General features: G+C 61.0%; 18 protein-coding genes and 1 tRNA gene. 15 read left to right on the forward strand and 4 right to left on the reverse strand.

What is annotated here, in order from left to right:
- Window positions 1–50: 50 nt before the first annotated feature.
- The 9 genes from folP to phoR all read left to right on the forward strand — a co-directional run bounded on the left by folP (window position 51) and on the right by phoR (window position 9,362).
- Complete coding sequence (gene folP, locus ACSQ20_RS05900; protein WP_436018236.1) at window positions 51–962, forward strand: dihydropteroate synthase; 912 nt, start codon at window positions 51–53, stop codon at window positions 960–962.
- A gap of 20 nt (window positions 963–982) precedes the next feature.
- Complete coding sequence (glmM, locus tag ACSQ20_RS05905; RefSeq protein ID WP_436018237.1) at window positions 983–2,341, forward strand: phosphoglucosamine mutase; 1,359 nt, start codon at window positions 983–985, stop codon at window positions 2,339–2,341.
- Between the two features lie 306 nt (window positions 2,342–2,647).
- Complete coding sequence (gene pstS / locus ACSQ20_RS05910) at window positions 2,648–3,679, forward strand: phosphate ABC transporter substrate-binding protein PstS (RefSeq protein WP_436018238.1); 1,032 nt, start codon at window positions 2,648–2,650, stop codon at window positions 3,677–3,679.
- Window positions 3,680–3,814: 135 nt separating this feature from the next.
- Entirely contained in the window at window positions 3,815–4,798 is a 984-nt protein-coding gene (pstC, locus tag ACSQ20_RS05915; RefSeq protein ID WP_436018239.1) for a phosphate ABC transporter permease PstC, read from the forward strand.
- Window positions 4,795–5,691 (forward strand): phosphate ABC transporter permease PstA, encoded by an 897-nt coding sequence (gene pstA / locus ACSQ20_RS05920; RefSeq protein ID WP_436018240.1) that lies wholly within the window; start codon window positions 4,795–4,797, stop codon window positions 5,689–5,691. Before pstC ends, pstA begins: the two co-directional genes overlap by 4 nt.
- A gap of 15 nt (window positions 5,692–5,706) precedes the next feature.
- Window positions 5,707–6,555, forward strand: coding sequence for a phosphate ABC transporter ATP-binding protein PstB (gene pstB, locus ACSQ20_RS05925; RefSeq protein ID WP_436018241.1), 849 nt, complete (start codon window positions 5,707–5,709; stop codon window positions 6,553–6,555).
- A gap of 20 nt (window positions 6,556–6,575) precedes the next feature.
- Window positions 6,576–7,280: a phosphate signaling complex protein PhoU gene (gene phoU / locus ACSQ20_RS05930; RefSeq protein WP_436018242.1), complete on the forward strand. Its 705-nt coding sequence runs from the start codon at window positions 6,576–6,578 to the stop codon at window positions 7,278–7,280.
- 18 nt (window positions 7,281–7,298) lie between these two features.
- Window positions 7,299–8,000 (forward strand): phosphate regulon transcriptional regulator PhoB, encoded by a 702-nt coding sequence (gene phoB / locus ACSQ20_RS05935; RefSeq protein WP_436018243.1) that lies wholly within the window; start codon window positions 7,299–7,301, stop codon window positions 7,998–8,000.
- Between the two features lie 48 nt (window positions 8,001–8,048).
- A complete protein-coding gene (phoR, locus tag ACSQ20_RS05940) occupies window positions 8,049–9,362 on the forward strand; it encodes a phosphate regulon sensor histidine kinase PhoR (protein ID WP_436018244.1) in 1,314 nt (437 codons plus the stop codon).
- 36 nt (window positions 9,363–9,398) lie between these two features.
- On the opposite strand, the gene ppk1 is transcribed toward phoR, so the two are convergent.
- On the reverse strand, window positions 9,399–11,468 hold the full coding sequence (gene ppk1, locus ACSQ20_RS05945) for a polyphosphate kinase 1 (protein WP_436018245.1): 2,070 nt from the start codon (window positions 11,466–11,468) through the stop codon (window positions 9,399–9,401).
- 259 nt (window positions 11,469–11,727) lie between these two features.
- Between ppk1 and ppx the strand changes: the two genes are divergently transcribed.
- Entirely contained in the window at window positions 11,728–13,290 is a 1,563-nt protein-coding gene (gene ppx, locus ACSQ20_RS05950; protein WP_436018246.1) for an exopolyphosphatase, read from the forward strand.
- Between the two features lie 70 nt (window positions 13,291–13,360).
- Here the strand turns inward: ppx and ACSQ20_RS05955 are convergent, their stop codons facing one another.
- Together ACSQ20_RS05955 and sixA are read right to left on the reverse strand one after the other, a co-directional pair.
- The gene (locus ACSQ20_RS05955; RefSeq protein ID WP_436018247.1) at window positions 13,361–14,179 is read right to left on the reverse strand and encodes a GNAT family N-acetyltransferase; all 819 of its coding nucleotides are present in this window, start codon (window positions 14,177–14,179) and stop codon (window positions 13,361–13,363) included.
- A gap of 154 nt (window positions 14,180–14,333) precedes the next feature.
- Window positions 14,334–14,792 carry a phosphohistidine phosphatase SixA gene (gene sixA, locus ACSQ20_RS05960; RefSeq protein ID WP_436018248.1) on the reverse strand — a complete coding sequence of 153 codons (459 nt, stop codon included), beginning with the start codon at window positions 14,790–14,792 and terminating at the stop codon, window positions 14,334–14,336.
- 123 nt (window positions 14,793–14,915) lie between these two features.
- On the opposite strand from sixA, the gene ACSQ20_RS05965 reads away from it, so the two are divergent.
- Window positions 14,916–14,992 (forward strand) — tRNA-Pro (locus ACSQ20_RS05965).
- A gap of 49 nt (window positions 14,993–15,041) precedes the next feature.
- Here ACSQ20_RS05965 and ACSQ20_RS05970 read toward each other — a convergent pair.
- Complete coding sequence (locus tag ACSQ20_RS05970) at window positions 15,042–16,259, reverse strand: MFS transporter (protein ID WP_436018249.1); 1,218 nt, start codon at window positions 16,257–16,259, stop codon at window positions 15,042–15,044.
- 330 nt (window positions 16,260–16,589) lie between these two features.
- Between ACSQ20_RS05970 and ACSQ20_RS05975 the strand changes: the two genes are divergently transcribed.
- The 4 genes from ACSQ20_RS05975 to ACSQ20_RS05990 are packed head-to-tail and all read left to right on the forward strand — an operon-like array spanning window position 16,590 to window position 21,193.
- A complete protein-coding gene (locus ACSQ20_RS05975; RefSeq protein ID WP_436018250.1) occupies window positions 16,590–18,383 on the forward strand; it encodes a fatty acyl-AMP ligase in 1,794 nt (597 codons plus the stop codon).
- Between the two features lie 28 nt (window positions 18,384–18,411).
- Window positions 18,412–19,383 (forward strand): acyl-CoA desaturase, encoded by a 972-nt coding sequence (locus tag ACSQ20_RS05980; protein ID WP_436018251.1) that lies wholly within the window; start codon window positions 18,412–18,414, stop codon window positions 19,381–19,383.
- Window positions 19,384–19,385: 2 nt separating this feature from the next.
- Window positions 19,386–19,958: an acyl-CoA thioesterase gene (locus ACSQ20_RS05985; RefSeq protein ID WP_436018252.1), complete on the forward strand. Its 573-nt coding sequence runs from the start codon at window positions 19,386–19,388 to the stop codon at window positions 19,956–19,958.
- A gap of 5 nt (window positions 19,959–19,963) precedes the next feature.
- Entirely contained in the window at window positions 19,964–21,193 is a 1,230-nt protein-coding gene (locus ACSQ20_RS05990) for a cytochrome P450 (protein WP_436022931.1), read from the forward strand.
- Window positions 21,194–21,206: the final 13 nt, after the last annotated feature.

The following is a 21,206-nucleotide window of genomic DNA, read 5'->3' on the forward strand; positions in this document are numbered from 1 at the left end:
GGGCCGGTGCGGTACGCGCACCGGCCCATTTCTCATTAAACGGCCCACCTGTGTTCGCAATCCTTCCTCGAGCTCTGCCTGAACCGCTGCAATGCGGCCGCTTTACGCTGACATTCGATCGTCCGCGCGTGATGGGCATCCTCAATGTCACCCCTGATTCGTTCTCGGATGGCGGCCGCTTTGTGTCGCGCGACGATGCGTTGCGGCAGGCAGAGCAGATGCTGCGCGACGGCGTCGACATCATCGACATCGGCGGCGAATCGACACGCCCCGGCGCGCCGCCCGTTCCGGTCGAAGAAGAACTCGCGCGCGTCATACCGATTGTGGAGGCATTGCGCGACGTGGGCGTGCCACTTTCGGTCGATACGTACAAGCCGGAGGTGATGCGTGCGGCGCTGGCAGCGGGGGCCGATCTGATCAATGACGTCTGGGGCTTTCGTCGCGAGGGGGCGATCGAGGCCGTGCGTGCGAGCGCATGCGGGCTGTGCGTGATGCATATGCATGGTGAGCCACAGACAATGCAGCAGAGCGTGCCTGAGTATCAAGACGTAGTGGCCGACGTGCGCACGTTCCTGACCGGGCGTGTCGATGCACTGATGCAAGCGGGCATTGTGAAGGCGCGCATCAGCGTCGATCCCGGTTTTGGCTTCGGAAAATCAACGCTCGAGCACAATTACGCGCTACTGGCGCACTTGGCCGATATTGCGCCGCGTGTGGCGCCCGGCATTGAATCGTTTCCGATTCTCGCGGGCATGTCGCGCAAGGGAATGTTGGGCAAGGTGACGGGGCGCGCCACGCCGGCTGCGCGTGTGGCGGCGAGCGTCGCCGGCGCGGTATGCGCGGCGCAGCGCGGCGCGGCGATCGTCCGTGTGCATGACGTCGCCGAGACCGTCGATGCGATGAAGGTGTGGGCGGCGGTGCGTGACGCGTCGGGGCGCGCTACAGATCGATCAACTTATTAAAAGACAGGGGGAAGAACACGATGGGACGTCGTTATTTCGGTACCGATGGCGTGCGCGGAAAGGTGGGCGAGACGCCCGTCACGCCAGACTTCGTACTGCGGCTCGGCTACGCGGCCGGCAAGGTGCTGGCAGGCGCTGATCGATGGGCGAAGCCCGGTTCGCGGCCTACGGTGCTGATTGGCAAGGACACGCGCGTGTCGGGCTATATGCTCGAAGCGGCGCTCGAGGCGGGTTTTTCGGCTGCGGGTGTGGACGTCATGCTGGCGGGGCCGATGCCGACGCCCGGGGTGGCCTACCTCACGCGCGCGCTACGATTGGCTGCTGGTGTGGTGATCAGCGCGTCGCACAATCCGTATTACGACAACGGCATCAAGTTTTTCAGCGCGGACGGCAACAAGCTGCCCGACGAGGTCGAATTGTCGATCGAACGGCAGCTCGACGAACCGCTTAGCTGCGCACCATCGGAGCGCCTTGGCAAGGCACGGCGGCTCGACGATGCAGCGGGACGCTACATCGAATTTTGCAAGAGCACGTTTCCAGCTGCCTTCGACCTGCACGGGCTCAAACTCGTGGTCGACTGCGCGCACGGCGCCGCCTACCATATCGCGCCGCACGTCTTTCACGAACTCGGCGCCGAGGTCATCCCGCTCGGTGTTGCGCCGAACGGCTTTAACATCAACGACGGCGTCGGGGCGACTGCGCCCGCTGCGCTCGTGCGCGCGGTCAGCGCCAATCGCGCCGACCTCGGTATTGCGCTCGATGGCGACGCGGACCGTTTGCAGATCGTCGACGCGGCAGGGCGCCTTTATAACGGCGATGAGTTGCTCTATGTGCTCGTCAAAGATCGCATCGCCACCGAGGGGAGCGTGCCCGGGGCTGTGGGCACGTTGATGACGAATATGGCGGTGGAAGTGGCGTTGGCCCGCGAGGGCGTGCAATTCGTGCGCGCGGCAGTTGGCGATCGGTACGTGCTCGAACAACTGCGCGAGCGTGGCTGGCAGCTCGGTGCCGAGGGTTCCGGGCACATTTTGTCGCTCGACCGGCATACCACGGGTGACGGCATCGTTTCCGCGCTGCTCGTGTTGGCGGCGATCAAGCGCAGTGGCCGCACGCTCGCCGAGCATCTCGAGAGCGTGACGTTGTTCCCGCAGCAATTGATCAACGTGCGCATGCGGCCCGGCGCGGATTGGAAAGAAAACGGCGCGCTGCGTGAAGCAGTGGCTAGTGCCGAGCGCAAGCTGGGCGGTGACGGGCGCGTGCTGATCCGTGCTTCCGGCACGGAGCCGGTGCTGCGCGTGATGGTCGAAGCGCGCGAGCCGGGCATGGCCGCGGGCTGTGCTCAAGATATTGCGAGGGTGGCGCAAGAACAGACCGCGTGATCGGGCAAGCGCTCAGCGTCCGAGCGGCTGCCGCCGTGGCCATGACTATCGCCACGGACCGGGAAAAACGTCGCGCGGGCGCGCTACTTCCTTGTATTTATTGCCGCTTTTCTGTCACATTGATGACGATCATAACGTCGCTCAACACCCTGATAAAAACATCTATCCTCTGGTAAATCGACGATTTCGTCTCGCAAGGCACGTATATGTGAAGCGCACACCTTGGCTCTCTCGTCACATTACTGTCACAGTAACGCCCTAATCTCCCGATGTCGCAACCACACGACCAACACTGGGGGATTTTCCATGAAATTGATGCAGACTGCGTTCGCTGGCATGGCCGCGGCGTTTTTCGCGATCTCCGCGCAAGCCGCTGACATCACTGGCGCGGGCAGCACGTTCGCCGCACCCATCTACACCAAATGGGCCGACGCCTATCAGAAGGCCAGCGGCAGCAAGGTCAATTATCAGGGCATCGGCTCGTCCGGCGGTATCAAGCAGATCATCGCGAAGACGGTCGATTTCGCCGGTTCCGACGCGCCGTTGAAGGATGACGATCTGACGAAGAATGGCCTGTTCCAATTTCCGACCGTTGTCGGTGGCATCGTGCCGGTCGTGAACGTGCCGGGCATCAAATCGGGCGAACTCGTGCTGTCGGGCGAAGTGCTTGGCGACATCTATCTCGCCAACATCAAGAAGTGGAACGATCCGAAGATCGTCGCGCTCAATCCGAAGCTGAAGCTGCCCGACACGGACATCGCTGTCGTGCGCCGCGCGGACGGCTCGGGCACCTCGTTCATCTGGACCAATTATTTGTCGAAGGTCAACTCGGCTTGGAAGACGAAGGTTGGCGAAGGCACGACGGTCAATTGGCCGACCGGTACGGGTGGCAAGGGCAACGACGGTGTCGCGGCGTTCGTGCAGCGTTTGCCGGGCGCGATCGGCTACGTCGAATGGGCCTATGCGAAGCAAAACCATATGACCTACGCTGCTATCAAGAACAGCGCCGGTGCAGTGGTCGAGCCGCGCACGGAAACGTTCAAGGCCGCGGCCGCGGGTGCAGAGTGGAATAAGTCGTTCTATCAAATCCTGACGAATGAGCCGGGCAAGGATGCGTGGCCGGTCGTCGGTGCGACGTTCGTGCTGGTGCACACGGCGCAAGACAAGCCGGAGCAGGGCAAGGAAACGCTCAAGTTCTTCGACTGGGCATTCAAGAACGGCACGCAAGCCGCGAACGATCTCGACTACATTTCGCTGCCGGACTCGGTCGTTTCCGAAATCCGTACGCAGTGGAAGTCGAAGGTGAAGGACGCAACGGGTAAGGCACTGGCCGAGTAAGCTGATTCAGCCGAGTAAGCCGCGTCGGCCCAAATAAGCGGACTCGCACGGATGTTCGGCCCGGGCGGCACACCGCCCGGGCCGGACGACGCTACCGGCCGCGCAGCGAAACACGCGGTAAAGGATTAGGCTCACATGTCCGACATCAACGTCGTATCGTCACTGCCCGGCAGCGACACGCAACGTCCGCCAAGCCGCCTCGGCGACATCATTTTTGGCAACCTCGCGCGCGTTGCCGCGATTGTCACGTTGATGCTGCTCGGCGGCATCATTGTTTCGCTGATCGTCGCATCGCTGCCGACCATCAGCAAGTTCGGCGCGAGCTTTCTATGGACGGTCGATTGGGACCCACCCAACGATAAGTTCGGCGCACTCGTGCCCATCTATGGCACCGTGGTCACGTCGATCGTCGCGCTCGTCATCGCCGTGCCGGTGAGCTTCGGCATCGCGCTCTTTCTGACGGAGCTGTCTCCGGCCTGGCTGCGCCGCCCGCTTGGCATCGCCATCGAATTGCTCGCGGCCATTCCATCGATCGTCTATGGCATGTGGGGCCTGCTCGTTTTCGCGCCGATTTTCGCGCGCTACTTCCAGCATCCGGTCGGCGAACTGTTGGGTTCGGTCCCGTTCGTCGGCGCGCTCTTTCAAGGCCCCGCGATCGGTATCGGCATTCTCTGCGCGGGCGTCATCCTGGCCGTCATGATCATTCCGTACATCGCCTCGGTGATGCGCGATGTCTTCGAAGTGACGCCGGTCCTGCTGAAGGAATCGGCCTACGGCGTGGGCTGCACGACCTGGGAAGTCATGTGGAAGATCGTGCTGCCGTTCACCAAAAGCGGTGTGATCGGCGGCGTGATGCTCGGACTCGGTCGTGCGCTCGGCGAGACGATGGCTGTCACCTTCGTCATCGGTAATACGAACTTGTTCTCGGGTGTCTCGCTGTTCGCCCCTGGCAACAGCATTACCTCGGCGCTCGCGAACGAATTTGCCGAAGCGACGCCTGGCCTGCACACCGCCGCGCTGATGGAGCTCGGTCTCATTCTGTTTGTCATCACATTCGTGGTGCTGGCAGTGTCCAAATTCATGCTGCTGCGCCTTGAAAAAGGCGAGGGGGCTAAATGACCCGACCCGCTCTACACGTGCCGGGCTCGGCGAGCCCCGAGGTCTTGCAAGCGACGCGCGGCCGTCTGCAGCGTCGCCGCCGTCGCGTCAACGCGCTCGCACTCACGCTATCGCTCGCGGCGATGGCGTTTGGCCTGCTCTGGCTAGTCTGGATTCTCTATACGACGTTGAGCCTCGGTGTCGGTGGTTTGTCGCTGCAGCTCTTTACGCAATCGACCCCGCCGCCCAATACCGACGGCGGCGGCCTTGCCAATGCGATCGTCGGCAGCTTGATGCTGGTGGGAATCGCCACGGCGGTTGGTGCGCCGATCGGCGTGCTCGCGGGCGTCTACCTCGCCGAGTATGGCCAGCAGGGGTGGCTCGCGCGTACGACGCGATTCATCAACGACATCTTGCTTTCCGCGCCGTCGATCGTCGTCGGGCTGTTCGTCTATGCGCTCGTCGTTGCGAAGATGGGTCGGTTTTCCGGCTGGGCCGGCGCAATTGCGCTCGCGCTGCTCGAAATTCCGATCGTCATACGTACGACCGAGAACATGCTGCGGCTCGTACCCAACGCGTTGCGCGAAGCCGCATTTGCGCTGGGCGTGCCCAAATGGCGCATGATCATGTCCGTGACGCTCAAGGCGTCGATTGCCGGCGTGATGACGGGGATATTGCTCGCGGTCGCTCGCGTGGCGGGTGAAACGGCACCGTTGCTCTTTACGGCTTTGTCGAACCAGTTTTTCTCGGTCGATATGGGGCAGCCGATCGCTAACCTGCCGTTTACGATTTTCAAATTCGCAATGAGTCCGTTCCCGCAATGGCAGTCGCTCGCGTGGGCCGGTGTATTCCTGATTACGCTGGGCGTGCTCGGATTGAATATCCTCGCGCGTGCGATGTTCGGCAAGAAGTAACGGCGGAGCGCACCTATGAATATGGCAGAGAGTCATCTGAACCCCATCGAACGGCCGGCGGCGCCGGCCGGCTTCGATCCCGCGCCGGCCGACGCACCGCTTTCGCCGGCACGGCCGAAGATCGAAGTGAAGAACCTGAACTTCTTCTACGGCAAGTATCACGCGCTCAAGAACGTGAACATGCAGATTCCCGAAGGCAAGGTGACGGCGTTCATCGGCCCGTCGGGTTGCGGTAAGTCGACGCTCTTGCGCACGTTCAACAAGATGTTTGCGCTTTATCCCGAGCAGCGGGCCGAGGGCGAAATCGTGATGGACGGCGAGAATCTGCTCACGAGCAAGCGCGATATCTCGCTGTTGCGTGCGCGGGTCGGCATGGTGTTTCAAAAGCCGACGCCGTTTCCGATGTCGATTTATGACAACATCGCGTTCGGCGTAAAAATGTTCGAGACACTCTCGCGCTCAGAGATGGACGATCGTGTCGAATGGGCGCTCACCAAAGCGGCGCTGTGGAACGAGGTGAAGGACAAGCTCGGGCAAAGCGGCTACGGTTTGTCGGGTGGCCAGCAGCAGCGCCTTTGCATTGCGCGCGGCATCGCCATTCGTCCTGAAGTGCTGCTGCTCGACGAGCCATGCTCGGCACTCGATCCGATTTCGACGGGGCGCGTGGAAGAGCTGATTGCCGAGCTCAAAAATGACTATACGGTCGTCATCGTGACGCACAACATGCAGCAAGCGGCGCGTTGCTCCGATTACACGGGGTATATGTATCTCGGTGAGCTGATTGAATTCGGCGACACCGAGAAGATTTTTATCAAGCCGGTCCGCAAAGAAACCGAGGACTACATCACCGGCCGTTTCGGCTGATGAATCGAGAGGAGCCCGATATGTCCGATAAGCACTTGTCCAGCCAGTTCGACGCCGATCTCAATCTGGTGTCGTCCAAGGTGTTGGAAATGGGCGGCCTCGTCGAGGCGCAGATCACGCGCGCGATGCAGGCGCTCAATGCGTTCGACACGCAGATCGCCGATCAGGTCATCGCCGCCGAAGAGACGGTCAACACGATGGAAGTCGTGATCGACGAGGAGTGCAGCAACATCATCGCGCGCCGCCAGCCGGCTGCACGCGATTTGCGCTTGCTGCTTGCCATTACGAAGACGATCACGAACCTCGAACGTGCCGGCGACGAAGCCGAGAAAATTGCGAAGCGCGTGAAGCGGCTGACGGAAGACGGTGCATCGCGCACCGTCAACATTGCGGAGATCAAGCTCTCGGGCGACATGGCCGTGACGATCCTGCGCCGTGCGCTAGACGCGTTCGCGCGGCTCGATACCGTTGCAGCGGCGCAAATCGTGCGTGACGATAAGGCCATCGACGAAGAGTTCCGTGCATTCGTGCGCAAGCTCGTGACGTACATGATGGAAGACCCACGCACGATCTCAGCGGGCCTCGAGTATCTTTTTATCGCCAAGGCGATCGAGCGCATTGGCGATCATGCGAAGAACATCGCGGAATTCATCATTTACATCGTGAAGGGCACGGACGTACGGCATAAGTCGCGCGACGCGCTCGAACGCGAAGCGCTTAGTTAATCGGATCAAGAGGTGGCAATGCCGAGCAGCATTCTCATCATCGAAGATGAGCCCGCAATTTCCGAGCTGATCTCGATCAATCTGCAGCACGCGGGCCATTGCCCGATTCGCGCTTACAACGCGGAGCAGGCTCAGTCGCTGATCAGCGACGTGCTGCCAGATCTGGTCTTGCTCGACTGGATGCTGCCGGGCAAATCGGGTATCGCGTTCGCGCGCGATCTGCGCAACAACGAACGCACGAAGCACATCCCGATCATCATGTTGACCGCGCGTTCCGACGAGCAGGACAAGGTGCTCGGTCTCGAGATCGGCGCGGACGACTACGTCACCAAGCCGTTCTCGCCGAAGGAACTGATGGCGCGCATCAAGGCTGTGTTGCGCCGTCGCGCGCCGCAGCTGACCGAAGACGTCGTTGCCATCAACGGCTTGAAGCTCGATCCGGCCACCCATCGCGTTGCAGCGCACGCGGCGGGCAGCGAAATCAAGCTCGACCTCGGCCCCACCGAATTCCGGCTGCTGCACTTTTTCATGACGCATCCGGAGCGTGTGCACAGTCGCACGCAGTTGCTCGATCAGGTGTGGGGCGATCATGTATTCGTCGAGGAGCGCACCGTCGATGTGCATATCAAGCGCCTGCGTGCCGCGCTCAAGCCGGCCGGCTGCGATGCTATGATCGAAACGGTCCGTGGCAGCGGCTATCGGCTCGCAAAGAGCGCCTAAGTCCGTTCGCCGACGTTTTCTTTATCGCCCCTGGGGTTTGTGAGCGGCATGAATATCATCTGGGCGCGCTGGGTCGTGGCGTTCGCGCTATTGGCGATTGCCAGCGTTGGCATCGGCGCGGTTGCCGGCGTGAAGGCGGCAATGGCGTTTGCGCTGATCGCGCTCGTCGCGCAGGGGCTTTTCAGCACGTACCACACTGAACGGCTGTGGCGGCTGCTCGATGCACCGGTGTACGGCCAGGTGCCGAGCGCGCCGGGTGTCTGGGGCGAGATCTACTACCGGTTGCACAAGCTTGCCAAGCGTTGGCACGCGCAGGTGCGTCAAGTCGAGCAGCAGCACTCGCGTTTCATTCAGGCGATCCAGGCGTCGCCGAACGGCGTCGCGATGCTCGACGATCACGATCAAATCGAGTGGTGCAATGCCATCGCCGAAGAACACTTCGGCCTCGACGCCAAGCGCGATCTGCGCCAGCACATCACCCATCTCGTGCGGCATCCCGCATTCGTGCGCTATTTGAATTCGCATCAGTACGACGAAATGCTCATCATGCGCGGCATGGGCGAAAAGCGCCAGAATGTGCTGTCGGTGCAGGTCTTTCCGTACGGCGAAAATCGCAAGCTCGTGTTGTCGGCTGATATCACCGAACTCGAACGCACCGATTCGATGCGGCGCGATTTCGTCGCCAATGTTTCACATGAATTGAAAACGCCGCTGACGGTGCTCTCCGGTTTTCTCGAAACGATGCGCGAATTGCCGCTTGGCGAAACCGAGCGCGCGCGTTATCTCGATCTAATGGAGCAGCAGGCGTCGCGCATGCGCAATATCGTCGATGATCTGCTGGTGCTCGCGAAGCTCGAAGGCGATGCGACGCCGCCCAGCGATCAGCCGATCGACATGCACGCGGTGCTGCGCCAATTGCGCGACGACGCAACGACGCTTTCGGGCGGACATCATCAAATCACATTCGACCTCGACGAGGGCTTGACCGTCACCGGTGTCAAAACGGAGATTGTCAGCGCACTCGGTAACTTGGTGACGAATGCGATTCACTACACGCCCGAGGGTGGGTCGATCACCGTGCAATGGCGTCAGTTCGCCGGTGCCGCGGTGTTCGCGGTTACCGATACCGGTTTTGGCATTCCGGCCACCGATATTCCGCGGCTGACGGAGCGCTTTTATCGCGTCGATCGTAGCCGCTCGCGCGACACGGGCGGGACGGGGTTGGGCCTCGCCATCGTCAAACATGTGCTGCAGCGGCATGATGCCGTGCTCGAAGTGAAGAGCGAAGAAGGGCGCGGCAGTACGTTCACGGTTCGCTTTGCCGTGCAACGTACGGCAAGGCATCAGGCCGTGCACGCCTGATTTTTGGCTGGTTTGTCTGTTGATTTACCGTTGCTGCTAGCGCTGGCAGCCGAACTTCGCGAGCAAGTTGACCTGTGCGTTGCGCGAAGTCTTGCCAGGCCGCGAGCGGCGGTAATGGCCGTCGCTTTGCATGACCCACGCTGATTGATTGTCGCCGAGAAAGGCGGACAGCCCTTCCCTGATGACGCGCCGCTTGAGGCGGCGATCCTTGATTGGAAAGGCGACTTCGACGCGTCGGAAGAAGTTGCGGTCCATCCAGTCGGCGCTCGACAAATAGACTTTCTCGTCGCCATTCGAGAAAAAGTAAAAGATGCGGTGATGTTCGAGAAAGCGTCCGACGATCGAACGCACGGTGATGTTTTCGGACAGGCCCGGTACGCCCGGTTGCAGCGAGCACACGCCGCGCACGATCAAATCGACCTTGACGCCCGCTTGCGAAGCTTCGTAAAGCTCGGCAATCACCGTCGGCTCGAGTAACGCGTTCATCTTCGCGACGATGCGCGCTCTCTTGCCCGCGCGCGCCTGTTGCGCCTCGGCACGAATGGCCGTGACGAGGTTCGGGTGCAGCGTGAACGGCGATTGCCAGAGCTCGTGCAGCTTGAGTTCGCCGCCGATGCCCGTCAGTTGCTGAAACACGTGATGCACGTCTTCGCATACCATCTGGTCGGATGTCATGAGCCCGAAGTCGCTATAAAGCCGTGCGGTACGCGGATGATAATTGCCGGTGCCAAGGTGCGCGTAGCGCTTGAGCACCGACTTGCCGTTTTCCGTCACGCGCCGCACGATCAGCATCATCTTTGCGTGGCATTTGTGGCCCACGACGCCATAGACCACATGCGCACCCACTGCCTCGAGTTGCGCGGCCCAGTTGATGTTCGTTTCTTCGTCGAACCGCGCCAGTAGCTCGACGACGACGGTGACTTCCTTGCCGTTGCAGGCGGCTTGCATCAGCGCATCCATCAGCGGCGAATCGGTGCCGGTGCGGTAGATGGTCTGCTTGATCGCCATCACATTCGGATCTTGCGCGGCCTGCAACAGCAATTCGAGCACGGGCTGGAAGCTCTCGTAGGGGTGATGCAGCAAGACATCGCCCTGATCGATCGTTTCGAAAAAATTGGTGGTGTTGGCAAGGCGCCCGGGCGTGACCGGCAGGTGCGGTACGAACTTGAGATCGGGCCTGTCGACTAACTCCGGCAGTTGCATCAGGCGCACGAGATTGACTGGGCCGTCTACACGGTAGCAGTCCTTTTCGTTGAGCTCGCTTTCGTCGAGCAGGCGCTGCACGAGATGCGCGGGCGTATCGGCCGAGACTTCGAGGCGCACGGCGTTGCCGAGATGGCGCGCGGGCAGCTCGCCTTGCAACGCGACGCGCAGATTCGTGATTTCGTCCTCGTCGACGAAGAGCTCGCTGTTACGGGTAATCCGAAATTGATTGCAACTGCGTACGACGAGGTTCGGAAACAGTTCGGTGACAAAGCGCTGCATGAACGAACTCAGCAGCACAAAGCCGTGGGCGAAGCCGGACAGTTCTTGCGGCATCCGCACGAGACGCGGCAGCGCCCGCGGGGCTTGCACGATTCCCATGACGGCTTGGCGGCCGAACGCGTCCTTGCCTTCGAGCTCGACGACGAAGTTCAAGCTCTTGTTGAGTACACGCGGAAACGGATGAGCCGGGTCGAGGCCGATCGGCGTGAGTACGGGCACCAGTTCGTCGTTGAAATAGCGGCGCGCCCATTGCGTCTGCGCGTCGCTCCAGGCCTCGCTGCTGTGAAAGTAGATGCCTTCCTGTTCGAGCGCGGGCAGCACGGTCTCGTGCAGCATCTGATATTGACGATGCACGAGCTTTTGCGCGCGCTCGACGACGAGCGTATAGACGTGCTGCAATGACATGCCGTCGGGTGCGAGCGAGCCGGGGTTGTCGCGCATCTGCTCTTGCAGTCCCGCCATGCGAACCTCGAAGAACTCATCGAGGTTGCTGCTGGTGATGCAGATAAAACGCAGACGCTCGAGCAGCGGCATCGAAGGGTCTGCGGCTTGAGCGAGCACGCGCTCGTTGAAACCCAGGATGCCGAGTTCGCGATTGAGCAGGGGATAACGCACCGACATCGGAAGAGAGGAATGTGAAGGGTCAGACGCAGATAGAAACGGTCGCTCGGAAATTCTCACAATTCTGTGTCGCTGCGATTAAAAAGACGGAAGTACTGTCATGAATTCTACGGGTTTTTGGTCTAATTTGAGACAGACTGACACAGATCGACGCGACGCAGTGCAAGATGACGAACGGCCGCTCCCGTAACCGGCTGAACCGAGGCCCCTACGCTATGTGCGTAAAATGACGACTTTAAACCGCTCGGCGTCCCCGGCTATGCCCAACCGGCGAGGCAAGGCCTCCACGCGAATGGAATCGATTTCGCCCATGCTCAGTTCCCCGCATTTGCTCGCCTCCGTCGATCTAGGTTCGAACAGCTTCCGGCTGATTGTCGGCCGCGTCGAGGAAACCCCCGCCGGCAGTCAGATTTATCAAGTCGACGCGCTTCGCGAACCTGTGCGGTTGGCGGCTGGGTTATCCGCCGACAAGCTGCTCGATCGCGCCTCGCAAGAGCGCGGCTGGAACGCGTTGAAGCGCTTTGGCGAACGGCTGCGCGACTTCCACCCCGAACACGTGCGCGCGGTCGCGACGAACACGCTGCGCATCGCCAAGAACGCGGGAGAATTCCTGGTTGAAGCCGAGCATGCACTTGGCTTTCCGATCGAGGTCATCGCCGGGCGCGAGGAGGCGCGACTCATTTACGCGGGCGCGGCGCACTCGGTGCCGGCGATAGCGGGCAAGCGGCTGGTTGTCGATATCGGCGGCGGCTCGACCGAATTCATCATCGGCACGCATTACACGCCGCTCGTGATGGAGAGCCTTTACATCGGCTGCGTGAGCCACAGCCGTCAGTTCTTTCCCGCGGGCAACGTCGACGAATACACGATGCGGCAGGCCGAGTTGGCGGCGAAGCGTGAAATTCAAATCATTTCGCGCGAATACAAGCAAGCCGGTTGGGACCAGGCAATCGGGTCATCGGGAACGGCGCGCGCGCTTGCCGAACTCGTCGAAGCGAACGGGTTCAACGACCCCGGCGTTTCGCACGGCATTTCGCGAACCGGGCTCGAGCGGCTCAAGCGCGCGCTCATCAAGGCTGAGAATGTCAACCGGCTCAAGCTGATCGCATTGAAGGGGGACCGCGTGCCGGTGCTCGCGGGCGGGCTGTCGATCATGCTGGCCGTGTTCGAAGAGCTTGGCATCGATTATGTCGACACAACCGACGGTGCGCTGCGACTGGGCGTGCTGTATGACCTGCTTGGCCGCACACAGCATCAGGATATGCGCGCGGTGACGGTCGAAGGGTTCACGCGCCGCTATGGCGTCGACCGTGCGCAGGCCGACCGTATCCGCGAACTCGGGACGGCGTTTTACGATCAGCTCGGCGAGCCCGATCGCGAGCGTGCCGATGAAGACCGCATGTTCCTCGGCTGGGCGGCCGCGCTGCACGAGATCGGGCTGTCGATTTCGCATAGCGCATATCACAAGCATTCGTCCTATATCGCGAGCAATGCCGACATGCCGGGGTTTTCACGTACCGATCAGGCCCGGCTTGCCGCGCTTGTGCTCGGCCATGCAGGCAAGCTCGGCAAGTTATCGCAGGCGCGCGATGTCGAATGGCCGCTGCTCTTTTGCTTGCGGCTCGCGGCGCTGTTATGCCGTCGACGTACGGACGTGGGGTTGCCCGGCATTCGAGTCGCCAAGACGGGCAGTGGCTATGAGGTGCGCCTGCCGAATCAGTGGGTCGCGAACAACCCATTGACCGATTACAGCCTGATTCAGGAGGCGGCGGAGTGGGAGAAGGTTGGCATCCGCTATCGAGTCGTCTATACGGACGATTGAAGTGAGCGTCCGCTACGCGCCGTTGCGGCGTAGCGGGTGGTGTCAGCTTTAGCGTTGGCCGAGCGTTTCGTCAGCGCGTTGGCCCTTCGCCCAGGAAATGCCGGGCATAACGCGCATTGATGTCGGCCAAGCGAAAGAGCGTGAGGAAGTCGGCGCAGTTGAAGTCAGGGTCCCAAGCCGGCGCACCGCAGATTTTCGCGCCGAGCCGCAGATAGCCTTTCACGAGCGGAGGCGGCAAGACGTGCGCGCCCGTGCTCAACTCTTCGACCGGTAACGGCGTATGGGGGAAAGCACGATACTCAGGGCGCGTCAGCGCATTGTCGCGCAGAGATTGATAAAGATTGGCCGCAAAATGGCCGCCATCCGCCATGGGCACGCTCGCGCAGCCGAGCATGGTCTCGTAGCCGTTTTGCATCATATACGCGCCCAGACCGCCCCAAAGCGACATGATGACCGAACCGCTGCGGTAATCGGCATGCACGCACGAGCGGCCGACTTCCACCATTTTCGAGCGCAGATGGGCGAGCCGCGAAAGATCGAATTCGCCTTCGGCATACAGGCGGCCGACCCGCGAGGCCTGATGCGGAGGAAGGACGCGGTAGGTGCCGACCACTTTCAGCGTATCGAGATCGCGCACGAGTAGATGGTCGCAGTACAAATCGAATGCATCGACGTCCAAGCCGGCAGGACCGGCGACGCGTGCGCCCATTTCGTCGGCGAACACGCGATAGCGCAGCCGCTGCGCTTCGCGCAACTCCTCGTCTGTCCGGGCCCAGGCCACCTGGAGACGATGTTGCGCTGTTATCGTTTCCTCCGCCTGAGGAAGGCGGCGACGAGCATCGAGCGGGATCGAAGCGAGGGGCAGGGTGGGCGTCGGCAGGTCTCGCATAAATGGTCCTGTGAGAAGAGGGATGCTGCGTTTTTGCCAATGTAGTAACCAGCCGTGACGTTTACATGGCAAACGCGTGCAAATGCGATGACATGTCGTATGCGCGACATATCGGCTTCATGTATTCGTCAGTTTAAATCGAGGCAGGACAATTCTAGGCGAGATCGGGCGAGATGACGGCTCGAATTACCGCTTGCGCTTCATCCTGCTGTTCGCGGTACTCGAGCCACCAGACGCCCCCTTTTTTGATGCTCCAGGCCTTGGGCGTGCCGGCGACGAGCTGCGAGGCGACGAGGCCGAGCGTGGGCTGGTGGCCCACGACGAGAACATGACGGGCGACACCGGTCGGCCAGTCGACGGCGGCTAGCAGATCGCCCGCGTTCGCGCCGGGGGCGATCTCCTTGACGATGCGGTACTGATCGGTCAGCGCCTCGACTGTCTGAACGGTGCGGGCGGCGGGGCTCGCCAGCATAAGCGTGTCGCTCGGCAGGCGATGCCGCAGCCATTTGGCCGCTGCCTGAGCTTGCTTGCGCCCGCGCGAAGTCAATTGGCGGGCGAGGTCCGTCGATGCAAATTCCTCAGCTTCTGCATGACGCCAAAGGATCAGGTTCATGTCAACACCCTCGTCAGGACCCATCAAAGTGCGCAAATTCGATGCCGGTTCGACATTTCGCTTGGTAATCCGCAGGCTTTCGTTGACCACGCTGGTCATCAGCCGCTAGAATCTCGGATTCGTCGGAGCGTAGCGCAGCCTGGTAGCGCATCTGATTTGGGATCAGAGGGTCGTAGGTTCGAATCCTATCGCTCCGACCACGAAATATTTTCCACAGTTTGTCGCCTTCTGTCTCTGTGTGAGGGCCTCCTATCGAGCATCATGCGCGGCACGCGCAGGTGCCTGCCTCCAGTTCGTCAGCAATAACGCAATCAGCAAGCAAACGGCGGAAACCGGCCCAAGCCATGCGGCCGACGCCGAGTGAAGCACAATCCCACCCAGCGCGCCGCCGAGCGCAATCCCGACATAGTTCGCCGAGGCGTTCCACCCTAGCGCGACCGGCGCGGCATCAGGCGCGAGCGCCATCAGGCGCCATTGCTGCGGCACGCCCGTCGCCCAGCCGGCGCACGGCCAAACGACGAGTGCGACGAGCGCCGCTGCAAGATGATGCCGCGCAAATGGCATTGACAACGCCACAATTGCAATGGCCGCGGTCGAAAGCCTCAATACGGGCAGCGGCCCGATTCGATCGGTCCAGTGTCCGGCGAAAGCGTTGCCAATCGCACCCGCAACCCCGAACACCAGCAGCATCAACGATAACGAAGCGCCCGATGTAATCACTGGGGCGAGTAGCACGGGCAAGTACGTGTACATCGTAAACCCGCCGGCAAGCGTGGCGACGGTCACCGACAGCACTGGCAAAATATTCGGGCGCGCGAGCACGGCCAGACGCGTGCGCAAGCCGGCAACGGCAACCGGAGGCGACGGTACCGCGAACGTTGCGGCGGCCGCGCATGCGCCGAGTGCCGCCACGCCCCAAAGCGTCGCACGCCAGCCGAACGCGTTGCCGGCAATGAGGCCAATCGGTACGCCGAATACGGTTGCCAACGTCATGCCGCCGAGCACTACGGCCAGCGCTCGGCCACGCAGCGCGGGCGCGACGAGCGCGCCTGCTAGCGACGCAGCCGCGGCCGTGTATCCGGCCGCACCAACGGCGGCAATGACGCGCCCCGCTGCAACCATCCGCAGGTCGTGGCCCATCGCCTGCATGGCGGTACCCAAAACGAATACCGATTGCGCGCTAATGAGCAACGTGCGCCGGCGCCATCGCGCCGTTAGCGCCGCGACGAGCGGCGAGCTGATCGCATAAGCGACGGCAAAAAGCGTAACCAACTGCCCTGTTTGCACCACGGAGCTTTTCAGGTCCGCCGCCATCATCGGAATCAAACCTGCAATGACGAACGCGTCGGTGCCGACGGCAAATGTCCCGAGCGCCAGAATCCCGAGTGCGCCCAGCACCGGGCGAAGCATGTTCGAAGGCGCATCCGAGAGCGGCTGCGAAGCGGCGGACTGCTGCGGTGTTGCCATACCTCTCTCCTTGAAAAGCGCATGTCTACGGTGGAACGGAAATATACGAGATAAATAAAAATAGCGAATAAGCGAATAAGACATTCTCTCTAAAATCGTAGTTACTTTGAAAAATTAATCAGACGACATACGTGACATTAAAATGGGGGTTCAAACGGCAGCGATGTAGCATGGCCTCACGTTTTCATGCACGCCGCATTGGGCGGAAGAAACTCGATATGCATTTCGCGTAATCGAAAGATCTCGTAGTTTTTTAGTGAAAGAATGAAAATTTTTACGCTTGAATATAAAAAATATTTTTGATGTAACTACAGAAAAAAGGTTATGTTGATGAGCGCATTCCTTGCTAGTTTGGATTGCGGGTGGCCTGATTTTGTCCGCGTGCTTCGCCATCGGTCGCACACGCAGCCGGACGATACTGCCTTCGTATTCTCAGTGGACGGCGAAGTCGAGTCCGGCCGGTTGAGCTTCGCCGCACTGGACCTCCGCGCGCGCGCCATAGCGGCCTGGCTGCAAGCGGCCGGCATGACGGGGCGTCGCGTTTTACTGATTTTTCCATCCGGCCTCGAATTCATAGAGGCGTTTTGCGGTTGCCTTTATGCCGCCGCAATCGCAGTCCCCTGTAATGCGCCGCGGCCGAACCAGTCGCTCGCGCGCATTCAATCGATTGCCGCGAATGCGGATGCTTCATTGATTCTTACGACCGCGGAATTCATGGGCAATATGCGCGAGCGTGCAAATGGCGAAGGATTACTGCAGTCGCTTAAATGGATGTGCATTGAAGAAATACCGAATTTTATTGCCAGTAAATGGAGTGAGCCATCTATAAATGGGGATTCGGTTGCTTTTCTGCAATATACGTCGGGTTCGACAAATTCGCCGAAAGGGGTGGTGATATCACATGCCAATCTATTACATAACTTGAGCGCGATCGAGCGAGCTTTTGAAAACTCCTCGAACACGGTTGGAGCAGGCTGGTTGCCGCTTTTTCATGACATGGGGCTGATCGGCAACGTCCTGCAACCGCTTTACCTCGGCATATGTTGCGTCCTGATGCCGCCCATGTCGTTTCTGCAGCGGCCGATTAGATGGTTGCGCATGATCATGCGCTTCGGTGCGACGACGAGCGGCGGGCCGAACTTCGCCTATGACCTCTGTGTGCGGAAAACGACGCCTGAACAACGCGCGCAACTCGACCTCAGTGGCTGGGACCTCGCGTTTTGCGGCGCCGAGCCTGTGCGCGCCGACACGCTCGAGCGGTTCGCACGTGCGTTCGAGCCGAGCGGATTCCGGCGCGAAGCGTTCTATCCCTGCTACGGCATGGCCGAGTCGACGCTGTTGGCGGCGGGCGGGAAGAAAGGCCGTCTGGTGCAGGTTCACGTGGACCGACGTCTACTCGAACTGCGCCGCGCCGTCGCAGCGGCGCGGGCGTCGAGCGATACCCAAACGCTGGTCGGATGCGGCTGCGCGCCAGCGGGCCATGCCATCGAGATTGTTGATCCACAGACTCGGCAGCGCTGCGCCGCCGGCACGGTCGGCGAGATCTGGATCGCTGGGCCGAGTGTCGCGCGTGGCTACTGGAACCGCGCGCAGGAGAGTGCGAGCGGCTTTGATGCGTACATGGACGACCTCGCGGCGGGTCCCTTCCTGCGTACCGGAGATCTTGGGTTCATGCACGGAGATGACCTTTTCGTGTGGGGGCGTCTCAAGGACCTCGTCGTTATCAGAGGACGCAATCACGCGCCGGAGGACATCGAACTGACGATGGTGCAGACCGACGTTGCGCTGGTACCCGGAGGTGGTGCGGCATTTTCGGTGGATGTGCGTGACGAAGAACGGCTTGTCGTTGTGCACGAAGTGGAACGCGCGGCTGCGCGGCATCTCGATCTTGCTGCACTCGCCACGCGAATAAGGCGCGCGATTGCGCAGCAACACGATTTGCAGCCGCATGCAATCGCGCTCGTGCGCGCCGGCAGCATGCCCCGGACATCGAGCGGAAAAATCCAGCGGTACGAATGCCGGCGACGGTTCCTCCTCGAGGTGCTTGACGTGCTCGCGGTAGATCGGATCGACGCGGCGCCGGCTTTCCCCGAAACGTTATCGGCTGCGGCGGCCGAGCATTGATCATCCATCGTCGGACAGGAGAGTATTCATGCAATCGTCAGCATCGCATTTCAAGCGTCGACTGGACCGGCAACGGCTCAGGCTTGCCTTTATTGTGACGCTCATGCCACTGGCCGGCACGATCGCGGCCATCGTGCTTTGGATAAATGGTTTGCCGCCAGGAGCACTAGGACTGTCGTTACTCGTGCTCATGTATGCGGCGGCCATTGTCGGCCTGGAAGTGGGATATCACAGGATGCTCACCCATCGCGCATTCGTCGCTCGCCCCAAGCTTCGTCTCGCGCTTGCGATACTCGGTTCCATGGCGTTCGAAGGTCCGGTGATCTGGTGGGTTGCCGTTCACCGACGCCACCACGGTTTGACCGACCGGCCCGGGGATCCGCATTCTCCGAACTTGGCAGGCAAAGGCGCGTGGGGGGTGGCGAAGGGGCTCGTTCACGCGCATATCGGGTGGATGTTTCGCGCGGACTGCACCGGCCCCGCGCTCGTCGAGAACTTCCCACGCGACCTGCAACGCGAGCCAGCCATCTTGCGCATCAACAAGCACTACTTTCGTTGGGTGATGCTTGGCTTCGCGATCCCGACGATCGTCGGCGGCGTGCTGAGCCGTTCATGGGAGGGCGCGCTCATAGGGTTGCTTTGGGGCGGGTTCGTGCGCGTCTTTCTGACGAGTCAGTTTTCGTTTGCACTCAATTCACTGACGCATGTACCGATTGGCCGACGTTCGCTCGAAACGGTCGGGGACGATCGCAGCCGCGACAACTGGCTGCTGGTCATTCCGACGTTCGGTCAGGGGTACCACAACCGCCATCACGCCTGCCCGAGTGCTGCCATTCTCGGCACCCACTGGTGGCATTTCGACCTCGGCGGATGGATTATCGCTGCGCTCGAAAAGCTCGATTGGGTGAGCGAGGCCGGTCGAATCGATCCCGAATGGCTTCGAGCGCGGCGCATCCCTTCTTCTTCCACTTCTAATCTCGGCTCCGAACAGAGCCGATAGCGATGATGACCAACAACGCATATCGGGAATGGATCGGTGAGCCCACGCCGAGCGTCGCCGCACACACCGCTTTGGAGCGCGAACCGAAAAGCACCACGCTTATCGCGTTCAAAGACTGCGACGCATTCGGCTTGCTCTATAACACGCGCTACCTCGACTACATGATGGATGCGCGCGCCGAACATTTGCTGCGGTACTACGGACTCGACTTTTATGCCGAAATGAAACGGACTCGGCAGACCTGGGTCGTGCAAGGGCATCAGGTGGCCTACCTTGGGCCGGCGCGCGCGCACGAGACTGTCGTGATGCGCACGCGTCTTATCGATGCGGGTGCGAGCACCTGCATGTTCGAGGCCATGATGCTCGACGAGCAGGAAACCTGCATCAAGGCACTGCAGTGGACGAAGCTTTCTTACGTCCAACTTCCACAGGCGGCGGCAGTAGCCCATCCGAGTGGCGTCCAAACGTTTCTCGCCGGCATTCGCGTGCGCGACGATGTTCCGGAGCCGCTCCAATTTGACGCGCGGGTGGCGCAATTGCGTGCCCGCTTTCAACCAGCAAGGAGCCCATCTTGAGCACTGTGCAAACCGCGGAACAGACCGAGGTCAATTGGCGCTTCAATCCGTTCACGCAATCGTATTACCAGAATCCTTATGCGTTGTTGCATCGCTTGAGGCGCGAGGACCCTGTGCATTGGAGCTTCTTCGGTATGTGGCTTCTGACACGGTATGACGACACCGTCGAGCTGTTGCGCGATCGAGACCATTTCAGCGCCGATCATGTCACGCAGTGGGATGGCTATGCCGCGTATCGGAAGCAAGCGCAAACCGAGAGTGCCTACGTTCGTACCGAGAAGGGCATTCTTGCGTTCACCGAAGGAAGCGAACACGCGCGACTGCGCGCAGCGATCAAGCCTACTTTCGCCCAGTCGCTGTTTCATCGGTTGCGGCCCATCGTCGACGACGCGGCAGCGGGACTGATTGGCGCCGCAATGCGCCATCCATCGCAGCCGCTCGACATCATCGCCGATCTCGCTCAGCCGCTTGCCACGCGCATGCTCCGCGAAGTCTTGGGCATAGCGCCTGGCGAAGAGCAGGCACTGCATCGTTGGGCCGTGGCGTACAACATGGCGATCGAGCCGCTGGCAGGCACCGAGGTGCTGCGCGCGGCGGACGCGGCGACGATCGAGATGCGCGCTGTGTTCGACGCCCGGCGAGACGAGGTGCCCGACGACGGCAATCTCACATCGACGCTCGCGCAGGCCATACGGGAAGGGGCTGTCACCGAGGACGAGGCGTTCGCATTGTGGGCGTCGATTGTTCTTGCCGGCAGTGCGACGACGATCAATCTGATCGGCAACGGGCTCTACGCGCTATTGCAGCACCGCGAGCAGTTCGTGCGGCTTTGCGACGATTCCGGTCTGTTGAAAAACGGGATCAACGAACTGTTGCGATTCGATTCCCCGGGTATGGTCGTCACGCGTGCCGCCGTGGCCGACGTCGAACTCGGCGGGAAGACGATTCGCAAAGGGCAGATGGTGATGGCATTCCTGGGCGCGGCCAATCGGGACCCAGAAGTATTCGCCGAACCTGACGTCCTGGCTGTCGATCGGCCCAATGCCAATCAGCATCTTGCGTTCGGACAAGGAGTGCATTTTTGTATCGGCGAGCAGATCGCCCGCATACAGATCGAATCGGTATTACGCATGTTGATCGCAAAGTGTCCCGACGTGAGGTTGGCATCGGAGCACGTTCAATGGTTTGCGAAGGTGCATTGGCGAGGATTGCGGTCGCTGCCGGTTTTACTTTGAGTCGTTCAACCCC

Source organism: Trinickia sp. LjRoot230 (assembly GCF_964253315.1).
GTDB lineage: Bacteria > Pseudomonadota > Gammaproteobacteria > Burkholderiales > Burkholderiaceae > Trinickia.